The sequence below is a fragment of the Bradyrhizobium sp. USDA 4501 genome (assembly GCF_054062115.1).
The window spans coordinates 2,513,160-2,531,672 of record NZ_JBSSEX010000001.1; the positions used below are offsets into that span (position 1 = coordinate 2,513,160).

Genomic DNA, 18,513 nt, shown 5'->3' on the forward strand with positions numbered 1-18,513 from the left:
GCAGCGCGCCGGCCTGCATGCGGGCAGGCGCGACTGGTGCGATTGCGGGAGTCCGTCGGAAAAGCTGCAGCCCCGGCTCGCGAATGAACGATCGGTAAGGATCGCTCACATCCTCGCGAAAAATCGAAGGTCCCCCGCCCCTCGCCGTTGTCCTCATGCTAGGATTGACTCGATTGCCGGGACAAGCCAACGCTTGCATGCCAGAACTACGACTTTAGTCGAGGACTACCCCGATTGTCCCGATTCTTCAGGCCTTTGCGGCCCCTTCCCCGGAGACGATAATCTGTGAACAACATTCGCTCGACGCTCGCGACGGTGTGGCGCATCGCCTCGCCCTACTTCAACTCCGAGGACAAATGGGCCGGCCGGGGGCTGCTTGCGGCGGTCATCGCGATCGAACTGGCGATCGTGGGCATCAACGTTCTGATCACGCAGTGGAACAACCGCTTCTACAACGCGCTGCAGGAACGCAATTGGGATTCCTTCGTCAGCGAGATCATCTATTTCTGCGTCGTCGTCGCGTTCTTCATCCTGCTGGCGGTCTACCAGCTCTACCTCAATCAATGGCTGCAGATCCGCTGGCGGCAATGGATGACCACACACTATCTCGGGGACTGGCTGCATCAGGCCAATCACTACAGGATGCAGCTGCAGGGCGACGCGGCCGACAACCCCGACCAGCGCATGACCGACGACGTCAAGCTGTTCGTCGACCGCACGCTCACGCTCGGCCTCGGCCTGTTGAGCTCGGTCGTCACGCTGGCGTCTTTTCTCACCCTGCTGTGGGGCCTTTCCAATGAGGCACCGCTGCACCTGTTCGGTACGGAATATTCAATTCCCGGCTACCTTGTCTGGTGCGCGCTGATCTACTCGGTGCTCGGCACCGTGCTGACCCATCTGATCGGCTGGCCGCTGGTCGGCATCGATTTCAAGCAGCAGCAATATGAAGCCGATTTCCGCTTCAACCTGGTGCGCGTGCGGGAAAACTCCGAGCAGATCGCGCTGCTGCAGGGCGAACCGGCCGAGCGCGAGCGCCTGCGCGTTCGCTTCGGACGCGTGGTGGAGAACTGGATCGCCCTCATGAACCGGACCAAGAAGATCACCGCGTTCACGGCGAGCTATAATCAGGCCTCGGTGATCTTCCCCTATGTGCTGGTGGCGCCGGCCTACTTTGCGCAAAAGATCCAGCTCGGCGGCATGATGCAGACCGCATCGGCGTTTTCGAACGTCCAGGGCGCGTTCTCGTACTTCGTCAGCATCTATCGTCAACTGGCCGAATGGCAGGCCGTGGTGAACCGGCTCGATGGATTCGAGGCAGGGATCGCGGCGGCATCGAACCTCGCCAAGCGCGACGACCGAATTCATGTCACGGCGACGCCGGGCGACGGCGCCGTCAGCCTAGAAAACCTAGTGCTGCGGCTGCCGGACGGCACGCCGCTGCTGGACGCGGACCGGTTCGGCTTCCGCAAGGGCGAGCGCACGCTGATGACCGGCCCCTCCGGCGCCGGCAAGTCGACGCTATTCCGCGCGATCGCCGGCATCTGGCCGTTCGGCGACGGCGCGGTCGAGATCCCGGCCAATGCCAGCCTGATGATGCTGCCGCAACGTCCCTATCTGCCGATCGGCTCGCTGCATGACGCCGTCGTCTATCCGGGCGAGGCCAGGCAATTCGATGCGGGACGGGTCCGCGAGGTTCTCACCGCCGTCGGACTGCCGCAGCTTGCGTCGCGGCTCGAGGAACAGGCGCACTGGAACCGGATGCTGTCGCTCGGCGAGCAGCAGCGGCTCGGCATCGCGCGGGCGCTGCTGCATGCGCCGCAGTTCCTGTTCCTCGACGAGGCGACGGCCTCGCTCGACGAACCGGCGGAAGCCGCGCTGTACAGGCTGGTTGCCGAGAAGCTGCCCGGCACCACGGTGGTTTCGATCGGCCACCGCTCGACGCTCGACACCTTCCATCAGCGCAATGTCACGCTGGTCCGCGACGGCGACCGCTTCATCCTGCGCGACGCGGTCAAGGTCGCCGCGTCGTAAACGGCATTAGGGGTCAGCCGCGGCCACGGCTTGCCGCTGACCCCGGCGGGGGCAGCCCACAGGTCTCGCGAGCGCCTTTAGCTATTGTCCGCCTTGTGCCGATCAGACCTGGCCGGCCAAAAACAAAAGGGCGGCAGATTGCTCTGCCGCCCCTCGATCCCCGGAGGAGAGATTACTTCAGGTTGGACATCGCGGTCAGGTCGACCGAGAGCTTGGCGATGCCGGCCGCGCCGCACCAGTTGGAGCTCGTGCCACCCGGATTGATCGGGGTGACGGCAGTGGTTCCGCCCGCGGTAAAGTCGCTGGTGAAGGCGCTGCAATCACCCTTCGACATGTCGGTGTCGGAGTAGCGCAGATCGAGCGTGAACACCTTGTAGGTGAAGCCGATGCCGATGTTCCAGGTGTTGTAGTCGGCATACTTGATGCCGTTCGGAAACGCCGGGACGCCGTAGAAGCTGTCGGAGGTGCCGAGCCACTGCCGGCCGAACTCACCCGACACGTACATGCCGACGCCGCTGCTGCCGAACACGGTGCTCGGCGCAGTGTACTTGCCGATGATCGAGGAGTAGTTGCCCCAGGCGCCGGTGTTGAGGAAGTTCGGCGAGTAGTATTCGTTGATGGTGAACGCCCAGTTGTCGTTGATGGTCCAGGTCGCCTTGCCATAGACTTCGAAGAACGAGACGTCCTTCTTCATGACGGCGAGGTTGGTGAGGGTGTTGGCCTGGCAGTCGGCGCTCAGCGGATTGCCGGCGAAGTCGGCCACCGCACCGCCGCCGTAGTAGCAGGTCCCGCCCGGATACAGGTAACCCCAGACACCGATGTCGAAGGCGAAGGCGCCGAAGGTCGGGCGGATACCGCCGTAGACGTCGACTTCAGCCGCGGCGCGGTTGGCGAAGGAGATGCTTTCGGTCGACGTACCGACGTAGAGCTGCAGGTCCTTGCTGACGTTGTAGCGCGGCTCGAAATAGGCGGTGACCGACGGATTGTGGTTGGACTGGGTGACGCCGCGGAAGATGTAGTCGCTCATGATGCCGGCGCCAAAGGCGATGTCCCAAGGATCGAAGGGAGCCGGCGGCGGCGCCTTGACGGCCTTCACCGCCATGTCAGCTGCCATTGCCGAGCTCGAAATCATTGCTAGCGCCGTTGCTAACAAAGCCAGTTTCTTCATGACGATCCCCATCTACCTGTTCAGACAGCCCAGCTCCGGTGGCCCCCCAGGGCGCGCGATAACGGACTGCAACTAAATCGCGTGTGGCCAATCTGAGGCTCATGCACGGTACCGTGAAGCCAAAAAGACATGCATGTGCCGCCTTTTTAGGCGTTCTAGCCATCTTGCCGCATGTTGACTTGCGGGTGTTGCATTTGCACCACAATACCGCTGCTCTCGCACCGGTTGAACGTGTCCATCCGGACCGGGAAACGGCAACAGCCGGCTCGGCGGAAGAGCATCGGCGCGAATCGCCGTGCCCGTAAAAGCACGGATTGTCGTCGCACCTACGGAAGAAGCCGCAGCGTGGCGCGCTGCGGCTTCGATCAGTTGAACCTCGGCAATGTGGCAGCGGCCTAGAGCATTTTTGGTTCTGATTGAATCAGAACCGAAGCTCTAGATTCTTGTTTTGACGCGTTTTCTTCACGCGAACCGGTGCCCACTTCGCTCGAAAACGCTCTAGTGGTGCTCGCCCCCGTCGGCCGACCCGGCAATCCAGCCCGGCGCCGGTTCGTGGCTCGGTGTGGCCCAGCTCGGTGCCGGCTGCGGCTCGGGCGCCGGAGGTGCTGCGACCGGAGCGGCCGGCTTCGGCGCGGCAGCCTTCTTCGGAGCAGCGGCCTTCTTCGGCGCGCTCTTCTTGGCAGCGGCCTTCTTCGGCGCAGCCTTCTTGGCGGCTTTCTTTGCCGTTTTCTTTGCAGCTTTCTTGGCCGACTTCTTCGCCGATTTCTTTGCAGCCTTCTTGGCGGATTTCTTCGCAGCCTTCTTGGCCGACTTCTTCGCGGACCTCTTCTTCGCCGCTACCACCTTCTTGGCCTTTTTGGCCTTCTTGCTTTTCTTCGCCTTCTTCGACTTCGCCATCGTGGTCCTCCTGTTGCCGCTATCTGAGTCCACCGGGCGTATTGAAGTGATCGCTTGCCGGACGTTGGCTGCACCTCGAAGAGAGGCACCCTCCACTTCGCTTGTCGGGCATGATGGCCGCGCGATCGCTTCGCGTCTGTGGCAAGGAAGCGCCGGTCCTTCACGTTGCGTCAGGGCAAGGCTGGGGTCCGGATCATGCTCGAGTGGCAGTCGATCAATTCAATCCTGGCCGGGGACCTCCTGTCGCCCAATCGAGAAGCTCAATCGTGTGCACCACAGGAACTGACGTACCGCCGGCAATCTGAACCATGCAGCCGATATTGCCCGCAGCGATCATGTCCGGTTTGACAAGCGCAATATTGGCGACCTTCCGATCGCGCAATCTGCTCGCAATGTCGGGCTGGAGAATGTTGTAGGTCCCCGCCGAACCGCAACACAAATGGCTCTCGGGCACATCTTTCACCACGAATCCATTCTTGGAAAGCAATTCTTTCGGAAGTTGAGTGATTTTCTGTCCATGCTGCAACGAACAAGCGGAGTGATAGGCGACGGTGACGTCGCCTTTCTGTGTTGAAGGCGCGAGCTCGAGGCCAGCGAGATACTCGGTGATATCCTTTGCCAGCGCAGAGATTCGCTTGGCCGGCTCCGCGAATGTTTTGTCCTCGCGCAGCAGGTAGCCGTAGTCTTTGACAACTGTCCCACAGCCCGAGGTCGTCACCAGGATGGCGTCGAGCCCGTTCTGGTCCGCTTCCCTTTGCCACACTGTGATGTTGGCCCGCGCGCGTGCCAGCGCGTCGCCGTCCTGTCCCATGTGATGGGTCAACGCGCCGCAGCATTGCTCGTCCTTGACCAGCACCACCTCGACGCCGTGCCTGGTCAGGACATTGATCGCGGCCTGATTGATGCGTGGCGCCAGCACCTGCTGGGCGCAGCCCTGCAGCAGCGCGACCCGGCCGCGCCGCCGGCCGATCGGCGCAAACACGGTTCCCGCAGCCGGCCCCGGTTGCGGCAGGCCGCGCGGCGCGAGCGCCAGCATCGCCTTGATCCGCCGCAGCAGACCCGGGCTCGACGCACCGACCGATGGCGTCGGCAGCAATGCGGCGAACGGACGGGCGAGCCCGGCCAGGATCATGCTGATCCGGAATAGGCCCGGCCGCGGCAGCACGAGGGCGAGTACCCACCGCAGCAGCCGCTCGGTCAGCGGTCTCTGGTAATCCCGCTCGATCCGGACCCGGGCCTGGTCGACGAGGTGCATGTAGTTCACGCCCGACGGACAGGTGGTCATGCAGGCGAGGCACGACAGGCAGCGGTCGATATGCTTGACCACGTCGGCCGTCGGCGGCTTGTCTTTCTCCAGCATCTCCTTGATCAGGTAGATGCGGCCGCGCGGGCTATCGAGCTCGTCGCCGAGCAGCATATAGGTCGGGCAGGTCGCGGTGCAGAAGCCGCAATGCACGCAGGCGCGCAGGATCTTGTCGGCTTCCTTGATGTCGGGATCGGCAAGCTGCGCCAGTGAAAACTCGGTCTTCATGCAGCCCCGCCTCGCATCATCCGGCCGCGGTTGAGGACGGACCTCGGATCGAAGCTCGCCCGGACCCGTTCACCGAGCGCGGCAAGCCCGGCCGCCTGCGGCTGGAACACATCGACCGCCCGGCGCACATCCTCGGTGGCGCGGATCAGGGTGGCGTGTCCGCCAATCGCCTCGACCTGGCCGCGGACCAGCGTGGGCCTGGGCGTCGGCGCCCGGCGGCACCGCGGCCCAGATCAGCCCCCCGCCCCAGTCGTAGATCACGTCGCCGCCGGTGGCGCGCGACAACGCCTGGCCCAGCGCGCCGCCAGAGGCCGGCGGGCAAACGATACGCCACACCGGCCAGGCCCCGAGCGCGCCGTTCGCCGCGAACGGCACCACGTCGCGCAGCGCACTCCAGATTGCGGCCGACCCGTCGTCGGCGAGGCTGTCGACCGTTCCATAGGACGAGAGCGTCTGGCTCAGCGAGGCCGCCCGATGTGCCGCCGACGCCGAAATCCCCTCGAGCCGCACCAGCGTGACCGGCTGGCCGGAGGCTGCGAGGCCGGCGAGCGCACCGCCCCCGGTCCGCAACGCCGAACCCGGCAGATGCGCGGCGCCGGAGACGTCGAAGGGCGAACCCAGCGCCGCCGTCATCGCCTTGTTGGCGGTGACGTCATCCAGCCCGCGCAGCAGCAGCGTCCGTTCGGCTTCCGGCTTCGGCATGACCTTAAGCGTGACCTCGGTCATGACCGCGAGCGTGCCCCAGGAGCCGGTCAGCAGCTTGCACAGATCGTAGCCGGTGACGTTCTTCACCACCCGCCCGCCGGTCTTGAAGCTGTCGCCGAACCCGGACACCGCGTGCGCCCCAAGCAGATGATCCCTGATACCGCCGGCCTTGATGCGGCGGGGACCGGCCAGTCCGGCGCCGATCATGCCGCCGATCGTGCCGGCGCCCGCGGTGCCGAGCAGCACAGAGGTGTCCATCGGCTCGAAGGCGAATTGCTGGTTCTTGGCGTCGATCAGGGATTGCACGTCGGCGAGCGGCGCGCCGGCCTGCACGGTGATGATCAGTTCGTTCGGCTCATAGGAGGTGACCGCATTCAGCGCCGAGACGTCGAGCAGCGCATTGGTCGCCATCGGATGGCCGATGGCGCGCTTCGATCCATGTCCAATGACCTCAAGCGGCTGCTCGCTGGCAACCGCCGCGCGCACCACTTCCTCGACGTCTTTTGCGTCTCTGACCTTGAGCGTATCCACGCCATAGCCGGTAGCCAAATTCGGCTCCGAAATCAAATGCGCGCGCCGAACAAATTTCTGAATGCGAGGAGTCCGGCGTCGGTGATTTCGACGGAGCGGCCCTGCGGCCGGCGCCGGATCCAGTCCCGTTGCAATGCAAGGTCGGCAACCGCAGCCCCCGCCCGCCCGGCCAGATGCGGACGCCGCTCGCTCCAGTCGAGACAGGGCCGGCACAAGATCCGCCGGCTCCGCGCCGGCGAACGCAGGTCGATGCCGAGATCGCCGAGAAAAGCACGGCCGCAAGCAGTCAGCTCGCCGGCCTCATGGTCGAGATTGAGATGGCCGCGATCCCGCATCGCGTCGGTGACGGCGACGCCGAGCTCGCCGGCAAGGTGGTCGTAGCAGGTCCGAGCCCGGCGCATCTCGGGATCGATGCGCGGCGGCGGCTGGGACGGGTGCGGATCGATCGCGGCAACCGTCATCATGCCCTCGAGCATCTGCGCAACCAGCGGCGTAGCCAGCCGGTAGAAGCGGCGCGGACCACGCCGCTCGACCTTGAGCAGCGCCCGCTCGACCATGCGCGAAAGGTGCCAGCTCGCGGTCTGGGGCGTCACGCCCGCGACCAGCGCCAGTTCGCTCGCAGTCTGCGGGCGTCCGTCCATCAGCCGCGACAGGATGCTGGCACGGCCGGGATCGGCGATCAGCCCGGCGAGTTCGGCAAGCTCCGGTGCGATGGTCTGCATGGCCGGCTCCGCATCGATCGAAATATGCCCCTTGCGCTTGTCGCACGTCATGCCGCTGCAACGCTTCGATCATGATCGAAATGTTCACGACATCGACAATTCGACCATCACCGAACTGGGACGCCGAACGATCGACTATCTCTCGCGTTGCGGTTCGGCCGGCAGGACGCTTGGCGCGAATCATCTGGAGGCGAACATGAAACGTTCGGAAGTTTCGACCACGACGATGATCCTCACCCGACGATCGGCCATCGGCTCGTTCGCGATCATGGCGATCGCCGGCGTCTCGCCCTGGGCCGGATCGCAAGCTCGATCGGAGCACAGCAACGGAGGAATGCCAATGAAGCACTATGCGATGAGCACGAGAACCATCAGCGACGCGATCAACACGTCAGGCCTTCTGGTTGTGGCGCAATGGGAAGCCAAGGAGGGACAGGCCGACAAGGTGGCGGAAATCCTCGACGGCTTCCTGCCCGAGGCGCAGAAGGACCCCGGCACCAAGCTGTTCCTGATCGGCCGCGGCAAGGATAATCCGGCGCAATTCCTGTTCTACGAATTGTTCCAGGACGAAGCCGCGTTCAAGGCACACCAGGACAGCGCGGCTTTCAAAACCTACATCGCGGAGCAGGCGCTGCCGCTGCTCGCCAAGCGCGAGCGGTCGCAATACGCGCTGCTGTGAAGAAAAGCGCGGCGGGGAGGATGCTAGAGCGTTTTCGAACGAAGTGGACCCGGTTCGCGTGAAGAAAACGCGTCAAAACAAGAAGCGAGAGCTTCGGTTCTGATTCAATCAGAACCGAAGCTCGTCCTTCCCGCCGGCGCGGGTCAGATCGACGCGCCGCTGTTGCCGAGCGTTGCGCGCAAGCCGGCCCGCTCGGGCGGCCTGCGCCAGAAGCCGACGATCGAGATCCGCGACAGCACCGCCGCCTCGAGGCTCTCGACCTGGGTTCGGAGCCGAAGCGCGCGTTTCTCGACGAGATGCCAGGACACGACGGCGACGCCGAAGGCGAGCGGCAGGCTGATCAGGAGGTTCAGATACCAGTGCTGGACCGGCGGGCCGAAGGTGGCGACGCATTGCTGGATGACGAAGCCGTAGAGATAAAGCCCGTAGGAGTAATCGCCTGACGAGACGATCCAGCTCCGCCGCGGATTCATCAGGCCGAGATAGCAGGCGACATAGGCGGCCGGCACGGGAGCCAGCGCGTCACCGCGCCCGGTCGCCATGCCGGCGGCGCACAGCACCAGCGCCAGCAGGCACAGCGTGCGGTTGAACGGCACCTTGTCGCGCCAGAGGTAGAAGCCGACGCCGGCAAGGAAGCAGAACACCAGAAGGTGCGGGCGAAGCTGGATCGGCACCTCGTCCCAGCGCCAGATGTCGTAGGCGATGAGTCCGATCTGGGCGATTACCATGAACGCCAGGAACGCCGGCCGGTTGAAGCAGATCGTGAGCACGGCGAGCAGCGCCAGGATGACGTAGCACCACAGCTCGTACGGCACGGTCCAGAGCTGGGCGTTCACCAGATCGGGCAGCGGATTGTGCAGGAACACGCCCGGCAGCTCGTAATGGATGTCGCCGACGATATTGAGAAAATAGGCGTGGAATTTCGGATCGGCGACATATTGCGCCAACGGCAGCTCGGTGAAGACCGAGCCGATGATGATTGCCGATAGCGTGGTTTCGACCGCGAGCGCCGGTCCGATCCGCAGCACGCGCAGGCCGAGGAAGGAAATCAGGCTCTTGCACCGGAGCAGGCTTGCGGTCACCAGGAAGCCGCTCAGAGCAAAGAACAGCGCAAGGATCATCGCGACGCCGATGCGCAGCGTGCTCTGGATTTCCAGCGCGCGGCCGAGCCCGAGCGTCACGTTCGTGCTGTGCAGGCCAATGATCGACGCCGCCAGCGCGATCCGCATGTAGTCGAAACCCGCGGGCCGATTGCGCGAAAGCGCCAGCTGATCGGCCAGGCTGGGCATCGATGTGCTCCCGAAGACGTGCATCTGCGGAAAATACCGAGCAACAGTCTAAGGCCGTGTAAATGGGTCCGCGCTGTAATTGCAGCGACGCACGGGCGCCGGCCACCGCGCAAGGATCGGTTAAGGTTATCGGCCGGCTAGGGCGGTCTGTCGAATTGTATCGACCGGCCCTCGCGCGTTGGTGGCTCTGGGCGCACGCTCACGCATGTTGGCCTCGGGGCCAATAGCTGACGTGGCTCCTGATGCCCTGGAAGCAGACTTGTTATCGTCATTCGGCAACCATTGATTTGATCGCGGCTCCGCCGGGAGAAACCACCACGATGCACATCAAACTGACAGCCATCGCGCTGCTCGCGATCATCGCGCCGGGACAGGCGGGTGCTGCCATGCTCACGGACGCCGAGGCGACGTTCCTCGACCAGCTCGCTACCGCAGCCGCGGTGCTCGAACAACGATGCACCGGCTATGAGGCCAATGGTGCCGGCGGCGTTCAGACGGGCGCCAGACTTCTCGGCAGCCCCGACGCCGCGATGGCCCTGATCAATGCGTTCGACGCGGCCATCAAGGCTCACGACGGCAATGACTACGATCCGCGCAAATTCCGCCCCGAGGTGTCCGAAGCGGCCGGCAAGACTTTCAAGCGAGTCCGGGCGGCGTTGATCACAGACCCGGAAGGGGCCTGCGCCGCCTATGGCGATAGCGGCGCGGCGTCGGGGCTACTCAGACGGTACTAAAGCGCGATGAGATTGGGTTGAATCGTCATCGCGCTTTAGCTCTTTGTTTGACCATGATCTCCGCGCAAACGCGTTCCGCGGTTGTCGCGAGGGAAAACCGCTTCGCACTTTTCCGGATCATGCTCTAGTGTGCTGAAGGCGAAGTTCGTGCGATTTCGCGGCAGCCACTTTCACGAACTTCGCATTCACAAAGCACACTAGAATCAGAAGTTTGCTAGTGTCCTTATCGAATCCGAAGTTCGCTCCGAAGGTGCGGCAAATGATACGAACTTCGGATTCGGGACACTAGAACCGCGGGATATCCGGGAAGGCCAGCTTGCCGGCGTGGACATGGACACGGCCGAGCTCGGCGCAGCGGTGCAGGGTCGGAAACACCTTGCCGGGGTTGAGCAGACCCTCGGCATCGAAGGCGCATTTCAGCCGCTGCTGCTGGTTGAGGTCGATCTCGGTGAACATGTCCGGCATCAGGTCGCGCTTCTCGATGCCGACGCCGTGCTCGCCGGTGAGCACGCCGCCGAGCTCGACGCAGCAGCGCAGGATGTCGGCGCCGAACGCCTCCGCCTTTTCGATCTCGCCCGGCTTGTTGGCATCGTAGAGGATCAAGGGGTGCAGATTGCCGTCGCCGGCGTGGAACACGTTGGCGACGCCGAGGCCGTATTTCTCCGAGAGGTCGCGGATCCGCGCCAGGGCCTTCGGCAAGGCGCCGCGCGGGATGGTGCCGTCCATGCAGAGGTAGTCCGGCGAGATGCGCCCGACCGCGGGGAACGCCGCCTTGCGGCCGGCCCAGAACAGATTGCGCTCGGCCTCCGAGGTCGAGATCTGGCAGGAGGTCGAGCCGCAGCCTTGCGCGATCGCCTCGACCCGCTCGATCAGCTCGTCGACCTCGACCTGAGGGCCGTCGAGCTCGATGATCAACAGCGCCTCGACGTCCAGCGGATAACCGGCGTGAACGAACGCCTCCGCGGCGTGGATCGCGGGCTTGTCCATCATCTCCATGCCGCCCGGGATGATGCCGGCGCCGATGATCCGCGCGACGCATTCGCCGGCCGCCTCGACCTCGGCGAAGCCGACCATCAGCGCACGCGCCGTCTCCGGCTTCTGCAGGATGCGCACGGTGATCTCGGTGATGACGCCGAGCAACCCTTCCGAGCCGGTGATGATTCCCATCAAATCATAGCCGGCATTCTCGGCCGACTTGCCGCCGATGCGCAGGATCTCGCCACTCATCAGCACGATCTCGCAGCCGAGCACGTTGTTGGTGGTCATGCCGTATTTCAGGCAGTGCACGCCGCCGGAATTTTCCGCGACATTGCCGCCGATCGAGCAGGCGATCTGCGACGACGGATCGGGCGCGTAATAAAAGCCGGCATGCGCGACCGCCTGGCTGATCGCGAGGTTGGTGACGCCGGGCTCGGTGACCACGACGCGGTTGTCGAAGTCGATCTCGCGAATCCGCTTGAACTTGCCGAGCCCGAGCAGCACGCCGTCGGCAAGCGGCAGCGCGCCGCCGGACAGCGAGGTGCCGGAGCCGCGCGGCACCACCTTGATGCCCTGGCCCTGGCAATATTTGAGCACCTTCGACACCTGCTCGGTGGTATCGGGCAGCACCACGACCATCGGCGGCTGCCGATAGGCGGTCAGGCCGTCGGATTCATAGGCCAGCATCTCGGCGGCGCTGTCGATCACGCCCTCGCCCGGGACGATTGCGCGCAAGGCGGCCACGATTTCGGCGCGGCGAGCGAGGACGGCCTGGTCGGCCGCCGGCATCATGATGGACATCGTTGTTCCCTCGGCTGGGCTTTTGCCCTTCGCCGATTTGTTACGACAAATCAATCACGTCTGCACCTGTTTCAGTGCACCGGCCGAAGGTCGGATTGCCCCACCCCGCAATGGCGAGTTCTCTCTCGGACAAGCGGGCGGCCGCGAAACCTGTCAAAGTTTCGTGGCTTGTCCTGTCCAAGCCGGACATGCCACAAACGATCACTACCTCCCGGGACGAAACGAAGAGAACCCCATGAACCTAAAGACCTTGAGCGTGCTGGCGGTCGTCACGTCGCTGGCTTCCGCATCCTCCGCGCTGGCGCAGGATGCCGCCGCCGGCAAGACCTCGTTCAATAAATGCCTCGCCTGCCACGCAATCGGCGAAGGCGCCAAGAACAAGGTCGGCCCCGAGCTCAACGGCCTCGACGGCCGCCATTCCGGCTCCGCGCCCGACTACAATTATTCCGATGCCAACAAGAATTCCGGCATCACCTGGAACAAGGAAACCTTCCTCGAATACATCAAGGACCCGAAGGCCAAGATTCCCGGCACCAAGATGGCATTCGCCGGCATCAAGAACGAGAACGAGGCCAACAACCTCTGGGCCTACGTCTCCTCGTTCGACAAGGACGGCAAGCAGAAGTAATCGGCGGTATCGGTCGCGCCGTCCGCCCGGCGCCTATGCCGGGGCGGACGTTAGAACGGGGATGGCCTTTCTTCGAAACGCCATCCCCTTTCAGCGCGGCAACAGATTGGTCTTGGCGAGATCGACCACCTCGTCGCCGCGGCCGCTCATCACCGCGCGCAGCACCCACAGGCTGAATCCCTTCACCTGCTCCAGCGTAATGGTCGGCGGCATCGACAGCTCCTGCGTCGCGGTCACGACGTCGAGCACCGCCGGGCCGTCATGCGCGAGCACGTCGCGGATCGCGCCCTCGAGCTCGCCGGGATCCTCCACCCTGACGCCGTGAATGCCCATGGCGCGGGCCATCGCCGCAAAATCCGGATTCTTCAGATCGACCCCGGTCTCGATGAAGCCGGCGGCCTTCATCTCCAGCGCGACGAAGCCGAGCACGCTGTTGTTGAAGATCACGACCTTCACCGGCAGCTTGGCCTGGGTCAGCGTGATCAAATCGCCCATCAGCATGGCGAAGCCGCCATCGCCGGACATCGACACCACCTGCCGTCCGGGCTGCGCCGCCTGCGCGCCGATCGCATGCGCCATCGCATTGGCCATCGAGCCATGGACCCAGGAGCCCACCAGACGGCGGCGGCCGTTCATTTTCAGATAACGCGCGGCCCAGATCGTCGGCGTGCCGACGTCGGCGGTGAACACCGCATCCTCGCTCGCCTGCTCGCTGAGCAGGCGCGCCAGATATTGCGGATGGATCGGCTTCTGGCCCGGCTTGCCGCGGGCGAGATCGTCGAGCCCGGCGCGGGCGTCCTTGTAATGCGCGAGGCTGGCATCGAGATGCTTGCGGTCGGTCTTCACATGGAGCTTCGGCAGCAGCGCGGCGATGGTCTCGCCGACCTCGCCGACGATGCCGAGATCGAGCTTGCAGCGGCGGCCGAGATTTTCGGGGCGGATATCGACCTGCGCGATGTTGATGCCGGTCGGGAAGAACTGCTTGTAGGGAAAATCGGTGCCCAGCATCAGCAGCACGTCGCAGCCGTGCATGGCGGCATAGCCGGAGGAAAAGCCGATGAAGCCGGTCATGCCGACGTCGTAGGGGTTGTCGTATTCGACATATTCCTTGCCGCCGAGCGCGTGCACGGATCGGGCTCTTCAGCGTCTCGGCAAGCTTGATCAAGCCGTCATGCGCGCCGGCGCAGCCGCGGCCGCAGAACAGCGTGACACGTCGCGCGCCGTTGAGCAGTGCCGCCAGCGCGTTCAACTCGGTGTCGGCCGGACGCACCACCGGCGCCGGCGGCAGCAAGCCGGCATTCGGCGCGATGTCGCGCTTCGGCGCCGTCCGCATCGCGACGTCGCCCGGCAGCACCAATACGGCGACGCCGCGCTTGCCGACCGCGGCGCGGATCGCGTTCTCCAGCATGTAGGGCAGTTGCGCCGGATCCGACACCAGTTCGCAATAATGGCTGCATTCGCGAAACAGGTCCTGCGGATGCGTCTCCTGGAAATATCCGCCGCCGATCTCGGCCGACGGGATCTGCGCCGCGATCGCCAGCACCGGCGTGCGGCTGCGATGCGCGTCGAACAGGCCGTTGATGAGATGCAGATTGCCCGGACCGCAAGAGCCCGCGCACACCGCGAGCGCGCCCGTGATCTGGGATTCGGCGGCGGCGGCGAACGCGGCCACCTCCTCGTGACGCACATGCAGCCAATCGATCGTGCCGCGCTTGCGCAACGCCTCGGTCAGGCCGTTGAGGCTGTCGCCGACGACACCGTAGATGCGTTTGACGCCGGCCTGGGCAAGGGTTTCAGCGATGAGGTCGGCAATGTTGTCGATCCGCATGAGAGGTGTCCTTTGCTGCAATCCGAAACCGCGTGGGCTGCATGATGTTCGGCGCCACGCGGCGGCGCAAGCCTTGCCGGATCACATTCGCGCGGCGCAAAGGCGCGGCAGCTATTGCGCCGTCACCGCGTCCCGCACCATCAGGCCGGCCATCGTCTCGATCTCGGACGCCACGAGATCGGGCACGACGTACTGCACCATGTGGCCTGTGTCCGGCAGCACGGTCAGCTTCGCGTTCGGCGCCGATGCGGCGAGCGGCCGCGAGTGGATGCCGGTCGAGACCGTCTTGTCGACGTCGCCCGAAATGATTGACAGCGGCGCCCTGATCTCGGCATAGCGCGGGGCCTGTTCGACAACGGCCGCCTTCAGCGTGACGAGGTCGCGCGCATTGGCGATGAACTCGCGCGGACGCAGCAGGAGCAACGACTGGCTGTCGCGGACGAAATCAGCCGGCACCGGCTGCGGCGCGAACACGCCGCGCGTAGCCGAATTGGCGACGAGGAAACCGAGCGGCAGCGTGATCGTGTGCGCAAGCAATGGTCCGATCAAAGGTGTCGAGATCGCATCATTGTAGCGTCCGGCGCCGCCGCGCCACGGATAGGCGACAGGGGCGAGCAGCACGAGGCCGGCGACGCGGTCCGGATGATCCAGCGCAATGCGCAAGGCGAGTGCGCCGGCCCAGGAATGCGCCACCACGATCGCCCGCTCGACGCCGAGCCTGGTCAGCGCCTCCACGATCATCCGGGCCTGGATCGCGGGCGTCGAATCCGCGACGCGCGCGCGGGTGCTCCAGCCGTGACCCGGCCGATCGATCAGGATCACCCGGCGCGCTTTGGCAACGCGATCGCCGAGCGGCTGCATCGCGCGGAGATTGGAGCTTGCACCATGCAGCATCACGACCGGCGGCCCGACCGCATCGCGCGGGCCGAGTTCGACCACATGCAGCCGCGCCCCGGCCACATCGATCATTCGCCCCTGCGGCGGGAAGGCCCGCTGGATCAGCAGGGCGCCGAGCTGTGTCACCAGCGCCAGGGCCAGCCCTGCGGCCGCCAGCGCAATGATTGCGGTCAACATCGAGGGGATCCGAAAGGTCTTAGGCACCTGATTGGGCACCTGACAATTACGACGAAGCCGAAATCAGGTTTCGCGCGGATGTGCCCCCTGCCAGGGCATGCTCTTGTTCGGAAAGCCAATTGTCGATTATCCGGCTCGCGCCCCGGCGCGGAGTTGTCCACAATGCGCCCAGCCTGTGGATAGCGGGTTCATACCTGCGTCATTAGTCATTTCATAGATTGGCGGTGGCAATTTCGCCATCAGACGCGAGGCTTCATCGAAACCGGGACGCCATTGGAACGCTTCCTGGTTTGTACACGGTATCCACAGGAACCGGCGTCCGCATGACGAGTTCAACGGGAAGTAATCGGAGGAGTACCATGATTTCCGACCCTAGCGATGCGGCCATCGATCAGATCGTGGCGAGCTGCAATGGCGACCTGCGCGGCGCCCTGAAGGCACTGTTGCTGGTGAATGAGCACCTGGAGGCGGAGCTTCAGCAATTCTATGCTGCCGTAGCCCAGGACACCGCGTCCCGCGGCAAGTTCTTGCACTAGCCTCCTGCGCCGGACCGGACCGCGAGCAAGCATCAAGCTCGCGAGCAACGTGTCCATTCGCGGCCATCGCCCCACGATCGCGATCAATCGCACGCAATCAGATATCGCGGCCTTCGACCTTTTCGGTCAGCTGCTTGACGATCTGCGGCACCTTCTCGAGGTAGGGATCGACAGCCAGCGCCTTGCGGAAGGCGTCGAGCGCACGCTTGTCGTCGCCCATGTCCTGCATGATCATGCCGACGCCCGCCAGCGCGCCGAAATGGCGGGGTTCGCGGGTCAGCACCTGCTGCAGGTCTCCAAGCGAACGAACGTAATCGTTCTTCAAGTAGTAGATCGTCGCACGCCGGTTCCAGGCCTCGACATAGTCGGGCCGGAGCTTGATCACCGCGTCCAGCAGCTTCAGCGCGACATCGACATTCTGGGCGTCGATTGCCGCCTTGGCACGCACCATCAACAGCGCCGCGGTATCGCTCGGGGTTTGCAGCCACAGCGCCCAGATCCGCGCCTCGACATGGCGGGCACTGTCCTCGTCGGGCGCGGCCTTCAGCGCGCCGAACAGGAAATCCAGCCCGCGGGCCCGGTCGGCCGGCACCTTCGGCAGCTTGGTTGGAGCTTCAGGTAGTTTTTTCTGGGCCCTGGGCGGCGGGACCACCCGCGGATCGTCCTGCGCGACGGCCGCAACGGGCATGGCCAGAAGCGCGGCAATCAGGATCGCCAGCCGGCGGTTGGTGGGCCCCAGGAACTTCAATCCGAGCTTTAATCCCATCGCCGAAGTCTAGACGCACAACGCCGCGCTGCAAAGCAGCGCGGCGTCAAAGACCTGTGAAGGAAGGATCGGAATCGGCCGGCGATCCGGGCGGGATCAGCCTTGTCGATCAGATTTGGCGTATCAACCCTGGCGCGCCTTGAAGCGGCGCTGGACCTTGTTGATCACATAGACGCGGCCCTTGCGGCGAACCAGACGGTTGTTGCGATGGCGGCCGCGCAGCGACTTGAGCGAGTTACGGACCTTCATGGGACAATCCTGTTACTTCGAAAGGCCCGTGTTGGAGGCCGTACCTGATCAATGCCAATAATTGGCAAAATGGGATTTATCCCGACAAGCGGCCTGCCGCCCGGGACGGCCGGGTTCTAAGCCATCGGACCGTTAAATGTCAACCGAGATGGGCCGATTTTCGGGCCTGTCCCGGCCGGGAACCCGCGCCAGGCACCGCGCCACGCCATTGAGATCGCTTCGGAAACGGCGACGGCCACAATTATCCGGACCACGACGGACCCGCCGTCGCCTTTTGACGATGGCGCCACAGCCGCCAAATCGAGTTTTCGTCCTCCTCGCGCCCGCCCCCCGGCCGAACCGGACCTCGCGCCGGGCCGAGCTCGGCCCGCGGTCATATTCCTTCAACCACCACGGCGCTTGCGAAAATCATTATAACATATAATTATTTTCCATCACCAATGAACACGCCGCCGGGGAAACCGAATGCCCAAACTCAAACTGCCCGACATCGAAAAGGTCACCGCGATCGACATCCACACCCATGCCGAGGAGCCGTGCGGCATGCATGGCGACGACGGCTATGACGACTTCCAGGCGCAGATGGCCGACTACTTCAAGTCGCCGCACAAACATCCGCCGACCGTGCCGGAGACCGCGGCCTACTACCGCGCCAAGAACATCGCCGCGGTGATCTTCCCGGTCGACGCCGAGCGCGAGACCGGCTTCCGCCGCTACAACAATTACGAAATGCTCGAGGTCGCCTCCGACCATCTCGACGTGCTGATCCCGTTCGTCTCGATCGACCCGCACAAGGGCAAGCTCGGCGTCCGCGAGGCCCGCAAGCTGATCGAGGAATACGGCGTCCGCGGCTTCAAATTCCACCCGACCATGCAGGGCTTCTACGCCAACGACCGCATGGCCTATCCGCTCTATGAAGCCATCAATGACGGCGGCGCGATTGCGCTGTTCCACACCGGCCAGACCGGCGTCGGCTCCGGCATGCCGGGCGGCATGGGGATGCGGCTGAAATATTCCAACCCGATGTACATGGACGACGTCGCGGCCGATTTCCCCGACCTCAAGATCATCCTCGCGCATCCCTCCTTCCCCTGGCAGGAAGAGGCGCTGTCGGTCGCGACCCACAAGCCGAACGTCTATATCGACCTGTCCGGCTGGTCGCCGAAATACTTCCCGCCGGTCCTGGTCCGCTACATCAACTCGATCCTGCAGGACAAGATGCTGTTCGGCTCCGACTGGCCGGTGATCACGCCGGACCGCTGGCTCGCCGACTTCGCCAAGCTCGACATCCGCGAGGAGATCCGGCCGAAGGTCCTGAAGGCCAACGCGCGGAAGATTTTGGGAATCTAAGGGAGTATTGTCGGCG

The 18,513-nt window shown here is 64.4% G+C and carries 15 protein-coding genes and 2 pseudogenes; 6 read left to right on the forward strand and 11 right to left on the reverse strand.

The features are described 5' to 3' along the window. Positions 1 to 285: 285 nt before the first annotated feature. The gene (locus ACVWZM_RS11310) at positions 286 to 2,031 is read left to right on the forward strand and encodes an ABC transporter ATP-binding protein/permease (protein ID WP_456853198.1); all 1,746 of its coding nucleotides are present in this window, start codon (positions 286 to 288) and stop codon (positions 2,029 to 2,031) included. Between the two features lie 172 nt (positions 2,032 to 2,203). Here the strand turns inward: ACVWZM_RS11310 and ACVWZM_RS11315 are convergent, their stop codons facing one another. From ACVWZM_RS11315 to ACVWZM_RS11335, 5 genes and pseudogenes are all read right to left on the reverse strand, one after another. Then, on the reverse strand, positions 2,204 to 3,199 hold the full coding sequence (locus ACVWZM_RS11315; RefSeq protein ID WP_057018099.1) for a TorF family putative porin: 996 nt from the start codon (positions 3,197 to 3,199) through the stop codon (positions 2,204 to 2,206). Between the two features lie 498 nt (positions 3,200 to 3,697). Beyond that, complete coding sequence (locus ACVWZM_RS11320; protein ID WP_456853200.1) at positions 3,698 to 4,096, reverse strand: histone; 399 nt, start codon at positions 4,094 to 4,096, stop codon at positions 3,698 to 3,700. Between the two features lie 214 nt (positions 4,097 to 4,310). Further along, positions 4,311 to 5,627, reverse strand: a complete 1,317-nt coding sequence (gene glcF / locus ACVWZM_RS11325) for a glycolate oxidase subunit GlcF (protein ID WP_456853202.1) — start codon at positions 5,625 to 5,627, stop codon at positions 4,311 to 4,313. Next, positions 5,624 to 6,863 (reverse strand): annotated as a pseudogene (locus ACVWZM_RS11330) (FAD-binding protein). The gene glcF and the pseudogene ACVWZM_RS11330 overlap by 4 nt, the downstream one beginning before the upstream one ends. A gap of 32 nt (positions 6,864 to 6,895) precedes the next feature. Continuing rightward, entirely contained in the window at positions 6,896 to 7,585 is a 690-nt protein-coding gene (locus ACVWZM_RS11335; RefSeq protein ID WP_456853204.1) for an ArsR/SmtB family transcription factor, read from the reverse strand. A gap of 196 nt (positions 7,586 to 7,781) precedes the next feature. Here ACVWZM_RS11335 and ACVWZM_RS11340 point away from each other — a divergent pair, with 196 nt between their 5' ends. Next, complete coding sequence (locus tag ACVWZM_RS11340) at positions 7,782 to 8,264, forward strand: putative quinol monooxygenase (RefSeq protein WP_225162242.1); 483 nt, start codon at positions 7,782 to 7,784, stop codon at positions 8,262 to 8,264. 143 nt (positions 8,265 to 8,407) lie between these two features. On the opposite strand, the gene ACVWZM_RS11345 is transcribed toward ACVWZM_RS11340, so the two are convergent. Further along, positions 8,408 to 9,553, reverse strand: a complete 1,146-nt coding sequence (locus tag ACVWZM_RS11345; protein ID WP_456853206.1) for an acyltransferase family protein — start codon at positions 9,551 to 9,553, stop codon at positions 8,408 to 8,410. Between the two features lie 320 nt (positions 9,554 to 9,873). On the opposite strand from ACVWZM_RS11345, the gene ACVWZM_RS11350 reads away from it, so the two are divergent. Next, positions 9,874 to 10,287, forward strand: coding sequence for a hypothetical protein (locus tag ACVWZM_RS11350; protein WP_456856687.1), 414 nt, complete (start codon positions 9,874 to 9,876; stop codon positions 10,285 to 10,287). Positions 10,288 to 10,572: 285 nt separating this feature from the next. Here the strand turns inward: ACVWZM_RS11350 and ACVWZM_RS11355 are convergent, their stop codons facing one another. Further along, positions 10,573 to 12,066 (reverse strand): FAD-linked oxidase C-terminal domain-containing protein, encoded by a 1,494-nt coding sequence (locus ACVWZM_RS11355; RefSeq protein ID WP_057018105.1) that lies wholly within the window; start codon positions 12,064 to 12,066, stop codon positions 10,573 to 10,575. 235 nt (positions 12,067 to 12,301) lie between these two features. Here ACVWZM_RS11355 and cycA point away from each other — a divergent pair, with 235 nt between their 5' ends. Beyond that, positions 12,302 to 12,694, forward strand: a complete 393-nt coding sequence (cycA, locus tag ACVWZM_RS11360; protein ID WP_456853208.1) for a cytochrome c-550 CycA — start codon at positions 12,302 to 12,304, stop codon at positions 12,692 to 12,694. A gap of 90 nt (positions 12,695 to 12,784) precedes the next feature. Here cycA and poxB read toward each other — a convergent pair. Both poxB and ACVWZM_RS11370 read right to left on the reverse strand, forming a co-directional pair. Continuing rightward, positions 12,785 to 14,522: pseudogene (poxB, locus tag ACVWZM_RS11365) on the reverse strand (ubiquinone-dependent pyruvate dehydrogenase). 111 nt (positions 14,523 to 14,633) lie between these two features. Next, positions 14,634 to 15,596, reverse strand: coding sequence for an alpha/beta fold hydrolase (locus ACVWZM_RS11370; RefSeq protein WP_057018107.1), 963 nt, complete (start codon positions 15,594 to 15,596; stop codon positions 14,634 to 14,636). A gap of 359 nt (positions 15,597 to 15,955) precedes the next feature. Here ACVWZM_RS11370 and ACVWZM_RS11375 point away from each other — a divergent pair, with 359 nt between their 5' ends. Further along, complete coding sequence (locus tag ACVWZM_RS11375) at positions 15,956 to 16,132, forward strand: hypothetical protein (RefSeq protein WP_018269760.1); 177 nt, start codon at positions 15,956 to 15,958, stop codon at positions 16,130 to 16,132. A gap of 97 nt (positions 16,133 to 16,229) precedes the next feature. Here ACVWZM_RS11375 and ACVWZM_RS11380 read toward each other — a convergent pair whose 3' ends face one another. Both ACVWZM_RS11380 and ykgO read right to left on the reverse strand, forming a co-directional pair. Beyond that, on the reverse strand, positions 16,230 to 16,898 hold the full coding sequence (locus ACVWZM_RS11380) for a tetratricopeptide repeat protein (protein ID WP_253588104.1): 669 nt from the start codon (positions 16,896 to 16,898) through the stop codon (positions 16,230 to 16,232). A 123-nt stretch (positions 16,899 to 17,021) separates the two neighbouring features. Then, the gene (gene ykgO / locus ACVWZM_RS11385; RefSeq protein WP_002718645.1) at positions 17,022 to 17,147 is read right to left on the reverse strand and encodes a type B 50S ribosomal protein L36; all 126 of its coding nucleotides are present in this window, start codon (positions 17,145 to 17,147) and stop codon (positions 17,022 to 17,024) included. 465 nt (positions 17,148 to 17,612) lie between these two features. On the opposite strand from ykgO, the gene ACVWZM_RS11390 reads away from it, so the two are divergent. Beyond that, the gene (locus tag ACVWZM_RS11390) at positions 17,613 to 18,497 is read left to right on the forward strand and encodes an amidohydrolase family protein (RefSeq protein WP_229193054.1); all 885 of its coding nucleotides are present in this window, start codon (positions 17,613 to 17,615) and stop codon (positions 18,495 to 18,497) included. Positions 18,498 to 18,513 lie beyond the last annotated feature (16 nt).